General features: G+C 60.0%; 14 protein-coding genes. 3 read left to right on the forward strand and 11 right to left on the reverse strand.

Going from position 1 to position 15,919, the window contains the following annotated elements:
- Positions 1–11: 11 nt before the first annotated feature.
- A complete protein-coding gene (locus tag FHT82_RS13780) occupies positions 12–956 on the reverse strand; it encodes a sugar ABC transporter permease (protein WP_183731228.1) in 945 nt (314 codons plus the stop codon).
- A gap of 198 nt (positions 957–1,154) precedes the next feature.
- Positions 1,155–2,414: an ABC transporter substrate-binding protein gene (locus FHT82_RS13785; protein WP_183731231.1), complete on the reverse strand. Its 1,260-nt coding sequence runs from the start codon at positions 2,412–2,414 to the stop codon at positions 1,155–1,157.
- Positions 2,415–2,948: 534 nt separating this feature from the next.
- Here FHT82_RS13785 and FHT82_RS13790 point away from each other — a divergent pair.
- Entirely contained in the window at positions 2,949–3,833 is an 885-nt protein-coding gene (locus tag FHT82_RS13790; protein ID WP_183731234.1) for an N-acetylglucosamine kinase, read from the forward strand.
- Complete coding sequence (locus FHT82_RS13795) at positions 3,830–4,594, forward strand: GntR family transcriptional regulator (protein WP_183731236.1); 765 nt, start codon at positions 3,830–3,832, stop codon at positions 4,592–4,594. Before FHT82_RS13790 ends, FHT82_RS13795 begins: the two co-directional genes overlap by 4 nt.
- Positions 4,595–4,597: 3 nt before the next feature.
- On the opposite strand, the gene FHT82_RS13800 is transcribed toward FHT82_RS13795, so the two are convergent.
- The 3 genes from FHT82_RS13800 to metH all read right to left on the reverse strand — a co-directional run bounded on the left by FHT82_RS13800 (position 4,598) and on the right by metH (position 9,200).
- A complete protein-coding gene (locus FHT82_RS13800; protein WP_183731239.1) occupies positions 4,598–4,999 on the reverse strand; it encodes a type II toxin-antitoxin system VapC family toxin in 402 nt (133 codons plus the stop codon).
- Entirely contained in the window at positions 4,996–5,229 is a 234-nt protein-coding gene (locus FHT82_RS13805; protein WP_183731242.1) for a type II toxin-antitoxin system prevent-host-death family antitoxin, read from the reverse strand. Before FHT82_RS13805 ends, FHT82_RS13800 begins: the two co-directional genes overlap by 4 nt.
- 197 nt (positions 5,230–5,426) lie before the next feature.
- Positions 5,427–9,200: a methionine synthase gene (gene metH / locus FHT82_RS13810; protein ID WP_183731246.1), complete on the reverse strand. Its 3,774-nt coding sequence runs from the start codon at positions 9,198–9,200 to the stop codon at positions 5,427–5,429.
- A 171-nt stretch (positions 9,201–9,371) separates the two neighbouring features.
- On the opposite strand from metH, the gene FHT82_RS13815 reads away from it, so the two are divergent.
- Positions 9,372–10,616 carry an AGE family epimerase/isomerase gene (locus tag FHT82_RS13815; protein ID WP_183731249.1) on the forward strand — a complete coding sequence of 415 codons (1,245 nt, stop codon included), beginning with the start codon at positions 9,372–9,374 and terminating at the stop codon, positions 10,614–10,616.
- Between the two features lie 10 nt (positions 10,617–10,626).
- Here FHT82_RS13815 and FHT82_RS13820 read toward each other — a convergent pair whose 3' ends face one another.
- The 6 genes from FHT82_RS13820 to FHT82_RS13845 all read right to left on the reverse strand — a co-directional run bounded on the left by FHT82_RS13820 (position 10,627) and on the right by FHT82_RS13845 (position 15,916).
- Complete coding sequence (locus FHT82_RS13820) at positions 10,627–11,250, reverse strand: DUF2799 domain-containing protein (RefSeq protein ID WP_183731251.1); 624 nt, start codon at positions 11,248–11,250, stop codon at positions 10,627–10,629.
- A 123-nt stretch (positions 11,251–11,373) separates the two neighbouring features.
- A complete protein-coding gene (locus tag FHT82_RS13825; RefSeq protein ID WP_183731254.1) occupies positions 11,374–11,862 on the reverse strand; it encodes a heme-degrading domain-containing protein in 489 nt (162 codons plus the stop codon).
- Positions 11,863–11,971: 109 nt separating this feature from the next.
- Positions 11,972–12,715, reverse strand: a complete 744-nt coding sequence (locus tag FHT82_RS13830) for an aspartate/glutamate racemase family protein (RefSeq protein ID WP_183731257.1) — start codon at positions 12,713–12,715, stop codon at positions 11,972–11,974.
- Between the two features lies 1 nt (position 12,716).
- Positions 12,717–13,538 (reverse strand): ABC transporter permease, encoded by an 822-nt coding sequence (locus FHT82_RS13835; protein ID WP_183731260.1) that lies wholly within the window; start codon positions 13,536–13,538, stop codon positions 12,717–12,719.
- Between the two features lies 1 nt (position 13,539).
- The gene (locus tag FHT82_RS13840; protein ID WP_183731263.1) at positions 13,540–14,451 is read right to left on the reverse strand and encodes an ABC transporter permease; all 912 of its coding nucleotides are present in this window, start codon (positions 14,449–14,451) and stop codon (positions 13,540–13,542) included.
- A gap of 163 nt (positions 14,452–14,614) precedes the next feature.
- On the reverse strand, positions 14,615–15,916 hold the full coding sequence (locus FHT82_RS13845; protein WP_183731266.1) for a PotD/PotF family extracellular solute-binding protein: 1,302 nt from the start codon (positions 15,914–15,916) through the stop codon (positions 14,615–14,617).
- Positions 15,917–15,919: the final 3 nt, after the last annotated feature.

Genomic DNA, 15,919 nt, shown 5'->3' on the forward strand with positions numbered 1-15,919 from the left:
GCTCACACTCCTCAGAACTGGTAGCGGCGCATGCGCCGCTGGATGGAGAAAAGATAGAAGGAGACGCCGGCAAGGATGATCAGGAACATGACCGTTGCGATCGTCGCGCCCATGGAGCGGTCGCCGAGCTGCAGCTGGAAGCCGAAGAAGGTGCGGTAAAGCAGCGTGCCCAAAATATCCGTCGACATGTCGGGACCCGCAAGCGCGCCCTGCACCGTGTAGATCAGGTCGAAGGCGTTGAAATTGCCGACGAAGGTGAGGATCGAGATGATGCCGATTGCCGGCAGAACCAGCGGCAGCTTGATCTTCCAGAACTGCGCCCAGCCTGTAATGCCGTCGCATTCGGCAGCCTCGATGACTTCCTCGGGAATGCTGAGAAGGGCCGCGTAAATCAGCATCATCGGAATGCCGATATATTGCCAGTTGGAGATCAGCGACACCGCAATCAGCGCAGGGCCGGACTGGCCGAGCCAGGGCGCAAAGGCCCACTTCAGGCCGACGAGGCTCATCAGCCAGGGTGCGACGCCCCAGATCGGTGAGAGGATCAGCTTCCAGATGAAACCGACGATGACGAAGGAAAGCAGCGTCGGCAGGAAGATCGCCGTGCGGTAGAAGGCAACGAAACGCAGCCGCGGCGTCGACAGAAGGGCTGCGAGCGCAATCCCGATCGGGTTCTGCACGCACATATGGATGATGAAGAAGACCACGTTGTTGCGCAGCGCATTCCAGAAGTCGTGCACCCAGCGGGCATCGCCGAAGAGAACCTTGTAATTGGCGAGTCCGACGAAGGTGGGAGCTCCGTCAACGGTATTGTAGAAAGAAAGCCGGAGCGTTTCGATCAGCGGCAGGATCATGATCGCCGAATAGACGATGAAGGCCGGAAGAAGGAAAATTCCGATATGCCAGCGTATAGGACGCTTGATCGGTTCAGGAATTGCCGATGTCTGATCGGTCATTACTTGGCTCGCTTTTGGCTTCGTTCTCTCCCTCATCCCTGTTCACGACGGGGATCGAGCAGCGCCGCTTCAGCGGTGCGGGAGACTCTTTCACGCAAAAGACTTCGCGTGGCTCGGTTCCTGTGACATCCCCAGCCTGGCCGAGGATACGGGAACGAGGGCGGCAACCCGATGCCGCCCTCTAATCATGCCTTCGGCTTACTTGCCCGGCTTGTACCAGCTGTCGAGGCCCTTCTGCAGCTTCTCGCCAGCAACGGCAGGCGTATCCGTGCCATTGATGACGTTTGCCGATTCAACCCAGGTCTCGTTTTCGAGGTTCGGCGTACCGCGCGACAGGATCTGATAGGTCGAACGGACGGTCGACTTGTACGGGCCGCGCCAGGAAACGAATTCCTGAGCCAGCGGGTCGCTCATCTTGACCGGGTTGGAGTTCAGGCTGAAGAAGCCCGGTAGGGAGTTTGCATAGATGTCCGCAAACTCAGGCGAAGCGACCCAGCTGAGGAACTTCTTGGCTTCTTCCTGGTGCGTGCTCTTGGCGTTCAGAGCAACACCGATATCCGGATGGTCGGAGATGTAGCCCTGGTCGCCGGCCTTCGGAACCGGCGGCGGGAAGGCACCCATCTTGAACTGCGCCTGCGTGTTGAAGAGCGCGATTTCCCACGAACCGGCCGGATAGATGGCGGCACGGCCGAGCGTGAAGAGGTTCTGGCTGTCCGAATAGGTCTGGGCTTCGAAACCGTCGCCGAGATAGGACTTCCACTTGGCAAGCTCTTCATAGGGCTTGACCCATTCGGGATCGGTCAGCTTCTGCTTGCCTGATATCAGAGCTTCGCGGCCTTCTTCACCCTTCCAGTAGTTCGGGCCGATATTCTGGTAGCCCATGGTCGCGGCTTCCCAGAGATCCTTCGTGCCCATGGCAAGCGGGATGTAGGTACCGTCGGCCTTGATCTTGTCGAGGGCGGCGAAGAACTCGTCTTCCGTCTTCGGAATAGCAATGCCGAGCTTGTCGAAGGCATCCTTATTGTAGATGAAGCCATGGATGACCGAAGCCATCGGCACGCAGAAGGTCGACTTGCCGTCGTCCGTCGACCATGCGGCCTTGGCGACCGGCGAGAAGTTTTCCATGCCGGACAGGCTGGTGAGATCGACGAGCTGCTTCTTGTTGAAGAGTTCGAGCGATGCGTCGAAGGGACGGCAGGTGATGATATCGCCTGCGGAACCGGCGTCGAGCTTGGCGTTCAGCGAAGCATTGTATTCAGTCGGAGCGGTCGGCGAGAAGACGATCTTGATGCCCGGGTTCTTGGCTTCGAAAGCCGGGATGATCTTCTCCTGCCAGATCTGCAGGTCGTCGTTACGCCAGCTTTCGACGGTGAGCGTCACGTCGGCGGCATGAACGAGGCCAGCCGACGACAGCAGGCTGGAGGCAAGCAGCAGGCTTTTCAGAGCAGTGTTTTTCATTTCCCTCTCCTGTTTTTAAGCGCCGCAAGGCGCTGTTTTCGATCTGAAACAAGCAGTTGGCGTGCCTGAGGAAACACCCAACGCCCCTTTTAGAGCCGCCAAGATTGCCGGCCCCGAAGCTCTGTCGACACGGAAGACGATAGCCCCCGGCCGGACGGTGCGCCCTCCCGATACGCTGAACCGGGCGCCTGAAAAATAAGGAAAAAGCTTGGAAAGATGCCTCGTACATCCGCGAGCCTTGCCGACCCTACGGATCACTGTCTGCACCTTTCTCGAAACCTGGCCGGCGCTGTTTTTCTTTGCCGGTTTTCACATGCCTCGATACGCTGTTCCCTTTTCCAGAATTAAGGCCAAAAAAATACCAATTGTCCAGCCGAAATTAACTTCTGGAGGAGAGAAAATTCATAAAAAATTTTTATCGTTTAAAATCAATATGTTAAAAACAGGAAATTTCCTGATCATTTCCGCTTGGTAAATGGTATTTTTTTGGTATTGTAATAAAAAACATAAGGGAACGGCGTATCCGGAGGTCCGATGACGGAACTTGCAATCGGTATAGATGGCGGTGGAACAAGCTGCCGGGCCGCAGTTGCGGACAGAATGGGCAATGTCATCGGCCACGGCAGGGCTGGCCCTGCCAATATCCTTTCCGACCTGGAAACCTCTCTCGTCAATATCGTCGAATCCGCCCGCGTTGCTCTGCGCGATGCGGGGCTCGAAAGTGAAACCGTTTCCATAGCCACTGCAGTCGTCGGTGTTGCCGGCGCCAATGTCGGCGACTACGGCAAGCGCATCGAAAAGGCCCTGCCCTTCAAGAATGCACGAGTCGTCACCGATGCGCTGATTTCGCTGCAGGGCGCACTCGGCGACGCCGATGGCATTGTCGGCGCTTTCGGAACCGGCTCCGTCTACAATGCGCGCCGGAACGGCAAGCTGCATGGCATCGGCGGCTGGGGTTCCATCGTCGGCGATCAGGCAAGCGGCGCCCGTCTTGGCCGCGATCTGCTGGAAAGATCCTTGCTTGCCTATGACAAGGTCCGCACTGCCTCATCGCTGACCGAGAAGCTCATGGCCGAATACGACAACGATCCCGAACGCGTCGTCGAATTCGCCCATACGGCCCGCCCAACGGATTTTGCGCGTTACGCGCCCATGGTCTTCGAAGGCGCGCTGGCGGGCGATGCCACGGCAATCGAGATCATCAAGGATGCGGCGCGCGCCATCGACGAAAGCCTCGACGCGCTGTCCTGGCCGGAATGCCCGTCCATCTGCCTGCTTGGCGGACTGGCGAAAGCCTATCATCCCTGGATTGCCGACCGGCACAAGGCGCTGCTGTCGGAGCCGAAGGCCGATGCGCTGCGGGGTGCGGTCGATCTCGCCGTCAAACTCCTGAACCAACGGCAGAGAGGTGCGGCATGACCGACGATCTCGCCTCCATCCTTTCGCCTGAGCGCTTGCAGGCTGGCGGCACCGGCCCGCTCTATGTGAAGCTGCGCCGCACACTGGAAGATGCCGTCCGCAGCGGCACCCTCGCCCATGGCGACGCCCTGCCGCCGGAACGCGACATCGCCGAATTTGCCGCCGTCAGTCGCGTCACCGTGCGCAAGGCGATCGACGAGCTTGTGGCCGACGGCCTGCTGGTGCGCCGCCACGGCTCCGGCACTTTCGTCGCCAAGCCGGTTTCGAAGGTCGAACAGCGCCTGTCGCAACTCACCTCCTTCACCGAGGATATGGCCCGGCGCGGCATGACCGCCCGGTCCGAATGGCTTCACAAGGGCGTCCACACTCCCTCGCCCGACGAGATGATGATCCTCGGCCTCGGCACCGACATCAAGGTCTCCCGCCTGTCGCGCCTGCGTATCGCCGACGACCAGCCCTTGGCGATCGAACATGCAAGCGTCTCGGGCGAATTCCTGCCCGACCCCTCCTCCGTCACCAACTCGCTCTACGCCGAACTGGAGCGCCTCGGCGTGCGCCCCGTACGCGCCGTCCAGCGCATATCCGCGACCAACATGAAGGAAGCCGACGCCCATCTGCTCGGCGTCCCCGTCGGCCAGGCCGGACTTTCGATCGAGCGTATTTCCTATCTCGGCTCTGGCCGCGCGGTGGAATTCACCCGCTCGCTCTATCGCGGCGACGCCTATGACTTCGTCGCCGAGCTGACGATCGGCGCGACGTAGGCCCTACCAGAAGCGAGCGATCCAAAGCTCATCTCCGCCCAACTCGTCGAAGACCACGTCAGCGGAAATGATGGGGATTCCATTTTGCATGGCAGTGGCCGCAAGCAGCCGATCGAAGGGATCGCGATGCTGCCAGTCCATTATGGCCGCGCTCAAACATATGTCCGGCGTCAACGCGGCTGTGATGCCGCCCTGCTCCTGCAAAAGATCTGCAAGCCGCTCTATGAAGGGCTCCATCTCAGGCCATTTTCCAAGGCGGACTTTCTGGCCGATTTCAAACAGGGATATGGGACTGACGAGAACGGTCTCGGCCTTTTCGATCAGAGCAACCGCCTTGGCCGAGAGGCGATCGTCGCCCGTCAGCGACCATGCCCAGGCATGGGTGTCGAGCAGAAGCGTATTCACTCAGCCCCTTCCCAGGATGCGAGTTCCTCTTCATCCAAAGGCTCAAAAAAATCAGGCCCCTTGCCGCCGAGCTGCCCCTTCAGCAGCCCGATCTTGAACGGTGTCTGGCCAATCGGAACGATCTTCACGACAGGCTTGCGCCCCTTGGCGATCACCACTTCCTCGCCGGAAAGGGCGGCATCGATCAACTTCGACAAATTGGTCTTCGCGGCATGGATAGTAACTTGCATGACAGCTCTCATTAGCTAACTTGGCTAAGCATAGCACCCCACCGTCAATTTCGCTATCAAATTCAAAAGATCTAGAGGCCGGATAAATGCGAGGCATATCAAAAAGATAAAGCCGGGACGTGAATCACGTCCCGGCTTTCCATCCATTGAATCAATCCCCCAACCAGCCGCCTCAAGCGACTGGAAAGACTCCGCAATCAAGCCGCGTCTTCGATATCCTCGTCAGCCTTGCGTGGCACATAGTTGAGCACCGGTCCGAGCCAGCGCTCGACTTCGGATATCTCCATGCCCTTGCGCTTGGAATAGTCTTCCACCTGATCGCGCTCCACCTTGGCGACGCCGAAATAGTAGGAGTCGGGGTGGCCGATATAGATGCCGGAGACCGACGAGCCAGGCCACATCGCATAGCTCTCCGTCAGCTTCACACCGGCAGTTTTCTCCGCATCGAGAAGACCGAACAGGGTCTTCTTCTCGGTGTGATCAGGCTGGGCCGGGTAACCAGGCGCCGGGCGGATGCCGGCATAGGCCTCCGTAATGAGATCCTCGTTGGAGAGATGCTCGTCCTTGGCGTAGCCCCAATATTCGCGACGCACGCGCTCATGCATGCATTCGGCGAAAGCTTCGGCGAAGCGGTCGGCAAGCGCCTTCACGAGGATCGAGGAATAATCGTCGTTCGAACGCTCGAAACGTTCGGCAATGGCGATCTCCTCGAAGCCTGCCGTCACCACGAAACCGCCGACATAATCCTGCACGCCGCTGTCCACGGGCGCTACGAAGTCCGAAAGCGCCACATTCGGGCGGCCGTCGCGCTTCGAAAGCTGCTGGCGAAGCGTATAGAACGTCGCCAACTCTTGCCTGCGCGCATCGTCCTTGAAGAGGCGGATATCGTCACCGACGGTACCGGCCGGCCAGAAGCCGATGACGGCACGCGGACGGAACCACTTCTCGTCGATGATCTTCTTCAGCATCGCCTGGGCGTCGTTCCAGAGCGCACGAGCGGCTTCGCCCTGCTTCTCGTCTTCGAGAATGGCAGGGTAGCGGCCCCGCAGTTCCCATGTCTGGAAGAACGGGGTCCAGTCGATGTACTTGGCAAGCTCGGCCAGATCGTAATCTTCGAACACCTTGGTGCCGAGGAAGCTCGGCTTGGTCGGCTTGTAGGCGGCCCAGTCGACCTTCTGCGCATTTTCGCGGGCACGCGACAACGGCAGACGTACCTTCTCTGCTTCGCTGCGCGCATGCGCGGCAGCGACCTTGGCATATTCAGCCCTGATGTCGTCGATATACGTCTGGCGCCCCTCGGGCGAGAGCAGCGAGGATACGACGCCAACGGCACGGCTGGCGTCGGTCACATAGATCGACTGGCCCTTGTTGTAGCCCGGATGGATCTTGACGGCCGTGTGCACACGGCTGGTCGTCGCTCCTCCGATCAACAGCGGAATGTCGAAGCCCTGCCGCTCCATTTCGGCCGCCACATGCACCATCTCGTCCAGCGACGGCGTAATCAGGCCGGAGAGACCGATGACATCGACCTTCTCGGCGACAGCCGTCTCGAGGATCTTCGTTGCCGGAACCATGACGCCGAGATCGATGATCTCGTAATTGTTGCAGGCGAGCACGACGCCGACAATGTTCTTGCCGATATCGTGTACGTCGCCCTTGACGGTCGCCATCAGGATCTTGCCGGCAGACTTGCGTTCCTCGCCGCCATTCTGGCGCTTCTCTTCTTCCATGTAAGGAAGAAGAACGGCAACGGCCTGCTTCATGACGCGGGCGGATTTCACCACCTGCGGCAGGAACATCTTGCCCGAACCAAAGAGATCGCCGACTACGTTCATGCCCGCCATCAGCGGGCCTTCGATGACGTGCAGCGGGCGCGCCGCCTTCTGACGGGCTTCCTCGGTATCGGCCTCGATATATTCGGTAATGCCGTTGACCAGCGCATGTTCGAGACGCTTTTCGACGCTCCACTCGCGCCAGGAGAGATCCTGTACCTTGCCTTCCTTGCCGGCAGCGCCCCGGAAGCGTTCAGCAACCTCGAGCAACCGTTCGGTCGCATCCGCGCGACGGTTCAGCACCACGTCTTCGCAGGCCTCGCGCAGTTCCGGATCGATCTGGTCATAGACGGCCAGCTGGCCGGCATTGACGATGCCCATGTCCATGCCCGCTTGGATGGCGTGGTAAAGGAACACGGCATGCATCGCCTCACGCACCGGCTCGTTGCCGCGGAAGGAGAAGGAGAGGTTCGAGACGCCGCCGGAGATATGGACGAGCGGCATGGTCTTGCGGATCGTGCGCGTCGCCTCGATGAAGTCGACGCCGTAATTATTGTGCTCTTCGATACCAGTCGCGACCGCAAAGATGTTCGGGTCGAAGATGATGTCTTCGGGCGGGAAGCCGACCTTTTCGGTGAGCAGCTTGTAGGCGCGGGTGCAGATCTCGACCTTGCGTTCATAGCTGTCGGCCTGGCCCGTCTCGTCGAAAGCCATGACGACCACGGCCGCCCCGTAATTACGCAACAGGCGCGCCTGGGCAAGGAAATTCTCCTCGCCTTCCTTCAACGAGATCGAGTTGACGATCGGCTTGCCCTGAACGCGCTTCAGGCCGGATTCGATGATCGAAAACTTCGACGAGTCGATCATGACAGGCACGCGGGCGATATCGGGCTCGGCGGCAATCAGATTCAGGAACTCGACCATCGCCTTTTCGGAATCGATCAGCCCTTCGTCCATGTTGATGTCGATCACCTGCGCACCGTTTTCGACCTGGTCGCGGGCGACATCGAGCGCTGCCGTGAAATCGGCATTGGTGATCAGCTTGCGGAAGCGGGCCGAACCGGTGACGTTGGTACGCTCGCCAACATTGACGAAGGGAATGTCCTTAGTCAGCTCGAAGGGTTCGAGGCCCGACAGCGACATGAAGGGGCGATGCTCGGGGATCGGCCGCGGCTTGTACTTGGCAACCGTCTCGGCAATGACACGGATATGCTCGGGCGTGGAGCCGCAGCAGCCGCCGACGATATTGACCAGGCCTTCGCGGGCAAAACTGTCGATCTGCGCCGCCATCAGTTCCGGCGTCTCGTCATACTGGCCGAATTCGTTCGGCAGGCCGGCATTCGGATAGGCGCAGATGAAGGTATCGGCGACGCCCGAAAGCTCCTGCAGATGCGGACGCATCGCATTGGCGCCGAGCGCGCAGTTGAGGCCGATCGTGAAGGGATTGGCATGACGCACCGAATTCCAGAAGGCGCTCGGCGTCTGGCCGGAGAGCGTACGACCGGAAAGGTCGGTGATCGTGCCCGAAATCATGACCGGCAGGCGGATGCCCTTGGCCGCGAAGCGCTCCTCGCAGGCAAAGATCGCAGCCTTCGCATTCAGCGTGTCGAAGATCGTCTCGATGAGGATGATATCGGCACCACCATCAATCAGGCCGTCGATCTGCTCCGCATAGGCTTCGCGCAGGTCATCGAAGGTAACGGCGCGGAAGCCAGGATTGTTGACGTCGGGCGAGATGGAGGCCGTGCGGTTCGTCGGGCCGATGGCACCGGCCACGAAGCGGCGCCTGCCGTCCTCGCGCTCCGCACGCTGGGCAGCACGGCGCACGATTTCGGCACCTTCCTTGTTCAGCGCATAGACCTCGCCTTCCATCTGGTAATCGGCCTGCGCGATGCGGGTCGAGGAGAAGGTGTTGGTCTCGAGGATATCGGCGCCGGCCTTGGCGTATTTATAATGGATTTCCTCGATCGCATCCGGCTGCGACAGGATCAAGAGGTCGTTATTGCCCTTCTGATGGCAAACGCAGCCGATGAACCGCGAGCCGCGGAAATGGTCTTCATCGAAGCCCAGGCCCTGGATCTGCGTGCCCATGGCGCCGTCAAGAACGAGGATGCGCTCGCTGGCTGCTTTCTTAAGCGCCGCAAACACTTCACTGCCATCACGCTTGCCCCCTTCGGGACCAAAAAGGCTATCAAACACGGGAAGGCTCCTTGACGTCATAAGATCAGAAACGACAAATCACATAAAGATATCTTTATGTCAACATATGTCTATCGGTTTAGGGCATTGCAAGCCTTGGCGGATGACAGACTCGCACGACCTCTATATAGGCCTTTCATAAGGCATCATGCACGAATTCGGAGGAGTATCATGGCACCTGCACTCGGCAACTGGTCCGCCCGTGCCTATCATCGCGGCTGGCTGCTTTCGCAGGCCAACGGTCTCTTCGATTTCTTCCAGCACAATTCCATCAATCCCAAAGGCGGCTTTTACGATCTCGATAACGCCGGCAAGCCGCTCGACGCCGAAGGCCAAGTGCGGCCGCTCCATATCGCCTCGCGCGCCGTGCACTGCTTCGCGATCGGCACGCTTCTCGGCCGCCCGGGTGCCGCCGATGTGGTCGACCACGGCATGAACTACATCTGGAACCACCATCGCGACCGTAAGAACGGCGGTTACTTCTGGTCGCTGAATAACGACAGTCCTGTCGATTCCAACAAGCAGGGCTACGGTCACGCCTTCGTGCTGCTTGCAGCCTCCTCGGCAAAGATAGCAGGCCATCCGCTGGCCGACGGTATGCTCGCCGATATTACCGAGGTCCTGAACACCAGGTTCTGGGAAGCCAAGCACGGCGCGATTGCTGAGGAATTCACTGCCGACTGGCAACCGCTCGATGGCGGCAGCTATCGCGGCCAGAATTCCAACATGCACCTCACCGAAGCGCTGATGGCCGCTTTCGAGGCGACCGGCGACCAAGACTATCTCACCAAGGCCGAAAGCATTACCGATCTCGTCATCCGCCGTTCGGCGGGCTCCGTCGACTGGCGCGTCGCCGAACATTTCGATGCCGAATGGAACCTCGATAAGGATTACTATCATCAGAACGAAATGTTCCGCCCGGCCGGCACGACGCCGGGCCACTGGCTGGAATGGACCCGCCTGATCCTGCAGCTCTGGGCGCTCGGCGGTAAGAAGATCGACTGGATGCCGGATGCAGCCAAAGCCCTCTTCGAGCAATCCATGGCTCTCGGCTGGGACAATGACAAGGGCGGCTTCTTCTACACGCTCGATTGGGCCGACAAGCCGGCCAAGCGCAACAAGCTCTGGTGGCCGGCCTGCGAGGGTGCTGCTGCTGCGCACTTCCTCAACGAGCACCTGCCGAGCGATTATCACGAAGAATGCTACCGCAAGATCTGGAACGTGATCGAACGCGCCTTCATCGACCACAGGAACGGCGGCTGGCACGAGGAACTGACGGAAGATCTCGTGCCCTCACACTCGCTCTTCCCCGGCAAGGGCGACATCTACCACGCCCTGCAGGCCTGCCTCATCCCGCTCTTCCCGGCAACGGGCAGCCTGACCAAAGGCATCAGCGAGGCCGGCGGCAAGCTTTGAGGCGAAAGCCTCAGTAGCCCGGCATGACCGGCGGCGCTGCGTTCGGGTTCTGCTGGAACCACTGCACCTCAGCGCTCGCGTCATCGAGTTCATCCTCAACGTCGCGCTGCTCTCTACGAATGCGGCGCAAATCGTCTTCGAGATCGTCCATCCGCCGGCGGATATCGTGCCGGTCCGCATCAGGCGCATCCTTGAGCTTTCGTGACAGGTCGTCGATCTCGGCTTCCTTCGATCCGTAATCGCTCTGCAGCGAGCTTAGCCGTGATTGCAGCGAATACTGGCGGTTCCCAAGCGTATAGCCGCGCAGGAAGCCTGCAGCCGTCGCCGGTGGGCAGACATTGGAGTAGCTGTGACCCGCCTGCCCGTGCATCAGGCCGCTCATCGGCGTGCAATAACGCACGAGACCCGCCTGATAGCCCTGATACCAGATCGTCTGATCGGGCACGATCTTCACCCGCTCGCAGGATTTGGCATGCGCGGCAAAACGCTCCTGCGGCTCGTGGCCGGCAGCGCCGTCGGATTCACCGATCACCCGCCAGTCGGCGGCGACGCATTCCTCCTTCGAGAGCGTATTGCAGGAGGTGAGGAAAAGACTAAAACCAATGGCAGCAAAGGCAAAGAGCAAACGTAACATGATGTCCCGGCAGCAAGTCACAAAACCGGGCGCACCTTATCGTCACGAAATACGTCAGTCACCGGGAACGGATCGCGATCTTGCGCTTTTCGTGGCTTTTATTTGTCGGAAATGCGGCAGAATTCACGCCAGCCGCAGCGTATCGAGATCCTTCGCCAGGATCAGCGCCAAGGCTTCGACTGCGAGGTTGTGATCGTCCCGCTGCGGCAGGCCTGATACGGTGACGGCGCCGATGCAGCCCGTGCCTCTGACGTTGATCGGAAAACTGCCGCCATGCGGCGCATAGTCGGCGCCGGAAAGACCGTTGTCCTCGACCGTCTTGCCTTCCTTCTGCAGTTTGAGGCCGGAAGCGTAGCTGCTGCGGAAATAGCGGAAGACCATGTTGCGCTTGCGGCGTACCCAATTGACATTGTCAGGCGTCACACCCGGCAAGGCCGCGTAGAAGACCGGCATGGAATGCAGTGTGATATCGATTGCGATGCCGAGGCCGCGTTCGGTGGCGAGCTCCTGCAAGAGCTTGCCGAGCTGCCATGCAGTCGTCAGATCGAAGGCGTCGAAGCTCAGTGCCTTTTCCTGTTCCGCGATACGGATCAGATCCTCGTCGATCGACATGGCACGGCTCTCCTCTAACGTGATAATCGGCTGCGACAATTCTCACGCGAAGGGGAAAAGTAAAGTCAAAACTTGGCGCTATGCACCATTGCGAGTGTTCGCACCATGTTCAGCCGGCCGCCCGGATCGGCGCAAAACCGCTCATCGCGCCCATGAAATGTTTGGGCAGCGGCGATGCATAGGAACCGCGCTTGCTGGTGGAAAGGCCGAGCGAGACCAGCGCTTCCGCCTGCTTCACGGCAGCCGCGACCCCATCGATGACAGGCACGCCGTAGACATCCTGCAGTTCGCGCGCCAGATCCGTCATGCCGGCACAGCCGAGCACGATCGCCTCCGCACCATCTTCCGAAAGCGCCCGTTCGATTTCCGCCTTCAGCTTGCCGATCGCGCCAGATCCAGCATCTTCCAGTTCCAGCACCGGAATATCCGATGCCCTCACCTTCGCCCGACCGCCCATGCCATAACGGCGCACGAGATTATCGATCAGCACCCGGGAACGCTCCAGCGTCGTCACCACCGTGAAGCGCTGGGCAAGGAAGCCTGCGGTAGCGACAGCGGATTCGCAGAGCCCGAGAACAGGCACATCAGCGAAGGTGCGCGCGGCATCGAGCCCCGTATCGTCGAAGCAGGCAACGATCGCCGCATCGTAACCGGCCTCCTGCCGCTCCTTCAGCTCCGTCAGCAGGCCGGGGATGGCGAGCGCACCGTCGTAATGCCCCTCGATGGAGACAGGCCCCATGCGCGAGGTCGCGGCAATGATCTCCGTACCGGCGGCAGCAACCGCGCGGCCGGCCGTTGCCGCCTTCTCGGTCATGGAGGCAGTCGTATTGGGATTGACGATCAATATGCGCATGTCAGCGGGTCTTTGCCTGCCGCCGGCCGAGCATCATCATGATGCCGAGCGCGACGAGAATGATGGTGAAGGAGAAGAGCGTCGTGACCGTGCCGAGCGCATAGAGCACCGGCGTCGTGACGTTCGTGGTCATGCCGTAGATTTCGAGCGGCAGCGTGTTGTAGGTGCCTGACGTCATCAGCGTGCGGGCGAATTCGTCATAGGAAAGCGTGAAGCCGAAGAGACCGACGCCGATCAGGCTCGGCGCGATCATCGGCAGCACGACATGCCGGAATGTCTGCCACGAGGTCGCCCCGAGATCGCGAGCCGCCTCCTCGTATGCCGGCGAGAAGCGATTGAAGACGGCGAACATGATCAGCACGCCGAAGGGCAGCGTCCAGGTCAGATGCGCACCGAAGGCCGAGGAATACCATGCCGGTCGCAAACCGCCTTGCTGGAAGACGACGCCGATACCAAGCGAGATGATGATCGAGGGCACGACGAGGCTTGCGACTGTCGCATAAAACAGCACCGATGAGCCGCGAAACCGCCGGCGGAAGGCAAGGCCGGCCATCAGCGAAACCACGACGGTCACGATCATCACCATCAGGCCGAGAATGAAGGAGCGCTGGAAGGACGCGCCGAAATCGCCGACCGCCTGCTTCTCGAAGAGATTGAAGAACCAGTGCGTCGAGACGCCGTTCAGCGGGAAGGTCAGGCCGCCATCCGGTCCCTGGAAGGAGAGGATGACAATTGCCGAGAGCGGCCCGTAGAGAAAGAGCACGAAGACAGCGAAGAAGAGTGCCAGCACATAGAATTCGAAGGAGCGTTTTTCGCGATTCATCTCAGAGCTCCCTGCGGATATCGACGACGCGCAGAATCGCGGCGACCATCGTGAGCACCACTGCCAGCAGCACGACCGCATTGGCGGCAGCGGCCGGATATTGCAGCAACGACATCTGGTTCTTCATCATCAGCGCCACCGAAGCACTCTGCCCGCCCGACATGACCTGCACGGTGGAAAAATCCGCCATGACAAGCGTGACAACGAAGATCGTGCCGATCGCCATGCCAGGCTTGGCAAGCGGGATCACCACATTCCACAAAACCTGCCAGCCGGAAGCACCGGCATCGCGCGCCGCTTCGAAGAGCGAACGGTCGATGCGCATCAGCGTATTGAAGATCGGTGTCACCATGAACAGCGTATAGAGATGCACCATGGCGAGCACCACGGCGAAATCCGAATAGAGCAGCCATTCCACCGGCTGCGGTACGATGCCCATCTGCACCAGCGCCGAATTGACGAGGCCATTGCGGCCGAGCACCGGGATCCACGAGATCATGCGGATGATGTTCGATGTCATGAAGGGCACGGTGCAGACGAGGAAGAGGATCATCTGCGTCGAGGTCTTGCGGATATGGAAGGCCAGGAAATAGGCGACCCAGAAGCCGATGAAGAGCGTCAGCGCCCAGACGATGACAGTGAATTTCAGCGTGTTGAGATAGGTCTTCCACGTCACCCATGAACCGAGCGTCTCGGTGTAGTTCATGGTCAGGAAATCGGGATAGAGGCCGGCGAAATCATAATCCCAGAAACTGACGACCGCGATCATGGCGATCGGCAGGATGAAGAAGAAGCCGAGGATGGCGATCAGCGGCGTGGCCTGCAGATAGGAGATCGCCCATGGCGCAAGCCGGAAGGCGCGTTTGGGCATCTCCGCTGCCGGTATCGTCTGCTCTGAAGCGATCGTGGCCATGTCTGGTCCTTTCGTTCATCAAGGAAGAAAGGAGAGGTCGTCAAAGACCCCTCCCCAACCCTCCCCACAAAGGGGAGGAAGTTTTATGCCGCGCCCTCGCCGTGCTCCCTCCCCCCTTGTGGGGAGGGTTGGGGAGGGGAAAGCGGCAAACGCCGACCCAGCTTTACGCCGCGATGAATTCGTTCCAGCGGCGGACCATGTAGCGGTCTTCATCCATGACGGAGTTCCAGCACGCCACATGACCCATGCGCTCTTCGAACGAACCGCCATCGCGAACAGCACCAGCCTTTTCCATGACCTTGCCTTCCGGCGAAAGGATATCGCCCTGCGCCGCCTTGCCTTCGATCCAATAGCCCCATTCGTCTGCCGTCATGAAGTTCTTGGCCGTATCCATGCAAGCGGAGTAGTAGCCCTGACGGTTGAGATAGCCGCCGACCCAGCCAGAGGTGTACCAATTGATATACTCGTAGGCGGCGTCGAGCTGCGCGCCCTTGAGGTGCGCGGCGAGGCCGAGACCGCCACCCCATGAACGATAGCCTTCCTTGAGCGGCTGATATTTGCAGGCAATGCCCTTGGAGCGGACGGCGGCGACGGCCGGCGACCACATGGACTGGATGACGACTTCGCCCGATGCCATCAGGTTGACCGATTCGTCGAAGCTCTTCCAGAAGGCGCGGAATTGGCCGTCCTGCTTTGCCTTGATCAGGAACTCGATCGTCTTGTCGATCTCCGCCTTGGTCATGTTGCCCTTGTCGGCATATTTGATGTTGCCCAGAGCTTCCATGATCATCGCGGCGTCCATGATGCCGATCGACGGGATGTTGAGGATCGAGGTCTTGCCCTTGAACTTCGGATCCATGATATCAGCCCAGGTGGTGATCTCGCGGCCGACGAGGTCGGGGCGAATGCCGAGCGTATCGGCATTGTAGATCGTCGGCATCATGGTGAAGAGCTCGGTCTCCCCCTTGGCGAAAGTCTTGGCATCCTTGCTTTCGACATAGCCAACGGTGTGCGGCGCCGTGCCCTGGGCAATGACGCTGTCTGGCTTCAGCTTGCCGTTCTTGAAGAGCGGCACGACCTGGTCGTAATATTTCAGCTTCTTCACATCCATCGGCTGGATGACGCCGGCCGGATAGACCTTTTTCAGGATCCAGTATTCGATATCGGCAATGTCGTAGCTGTCGGGCTGGGTGACGGCGCGCTGGGCAGCGGCATCGGAATCGGTCGCCGTCATCTCCAGCGTGATGCCGAGATCGGCTTTGCACTTCTCGGCGATCGCATTGATGTTCGAAACGCCGGTGCCGAACTGGCGAAGCGTGATGTTCGTCTGCGCCCAGATGGTTGGGAAGCCGGTGATGGCGCCCGAGCCGGCAATGGCGCCGACGGCGGCAGCACCCGTCTTCAGGAGCGAGCGGCGGGAAATACCCTTTTCCGCTTTAGTCGTGGTTTTCGTTTCAGTCGTCATGGC

The sequence above is a fragment of the Rhizobium sp. BK275 genome (genome assembly GCF_014193555.1).
Taxonomy (GTDB): Bacteria; Pseudomonadota; Alphaproteobacteria; order Rhizobiales; family Rhizobiaceae; genus Rhizobium.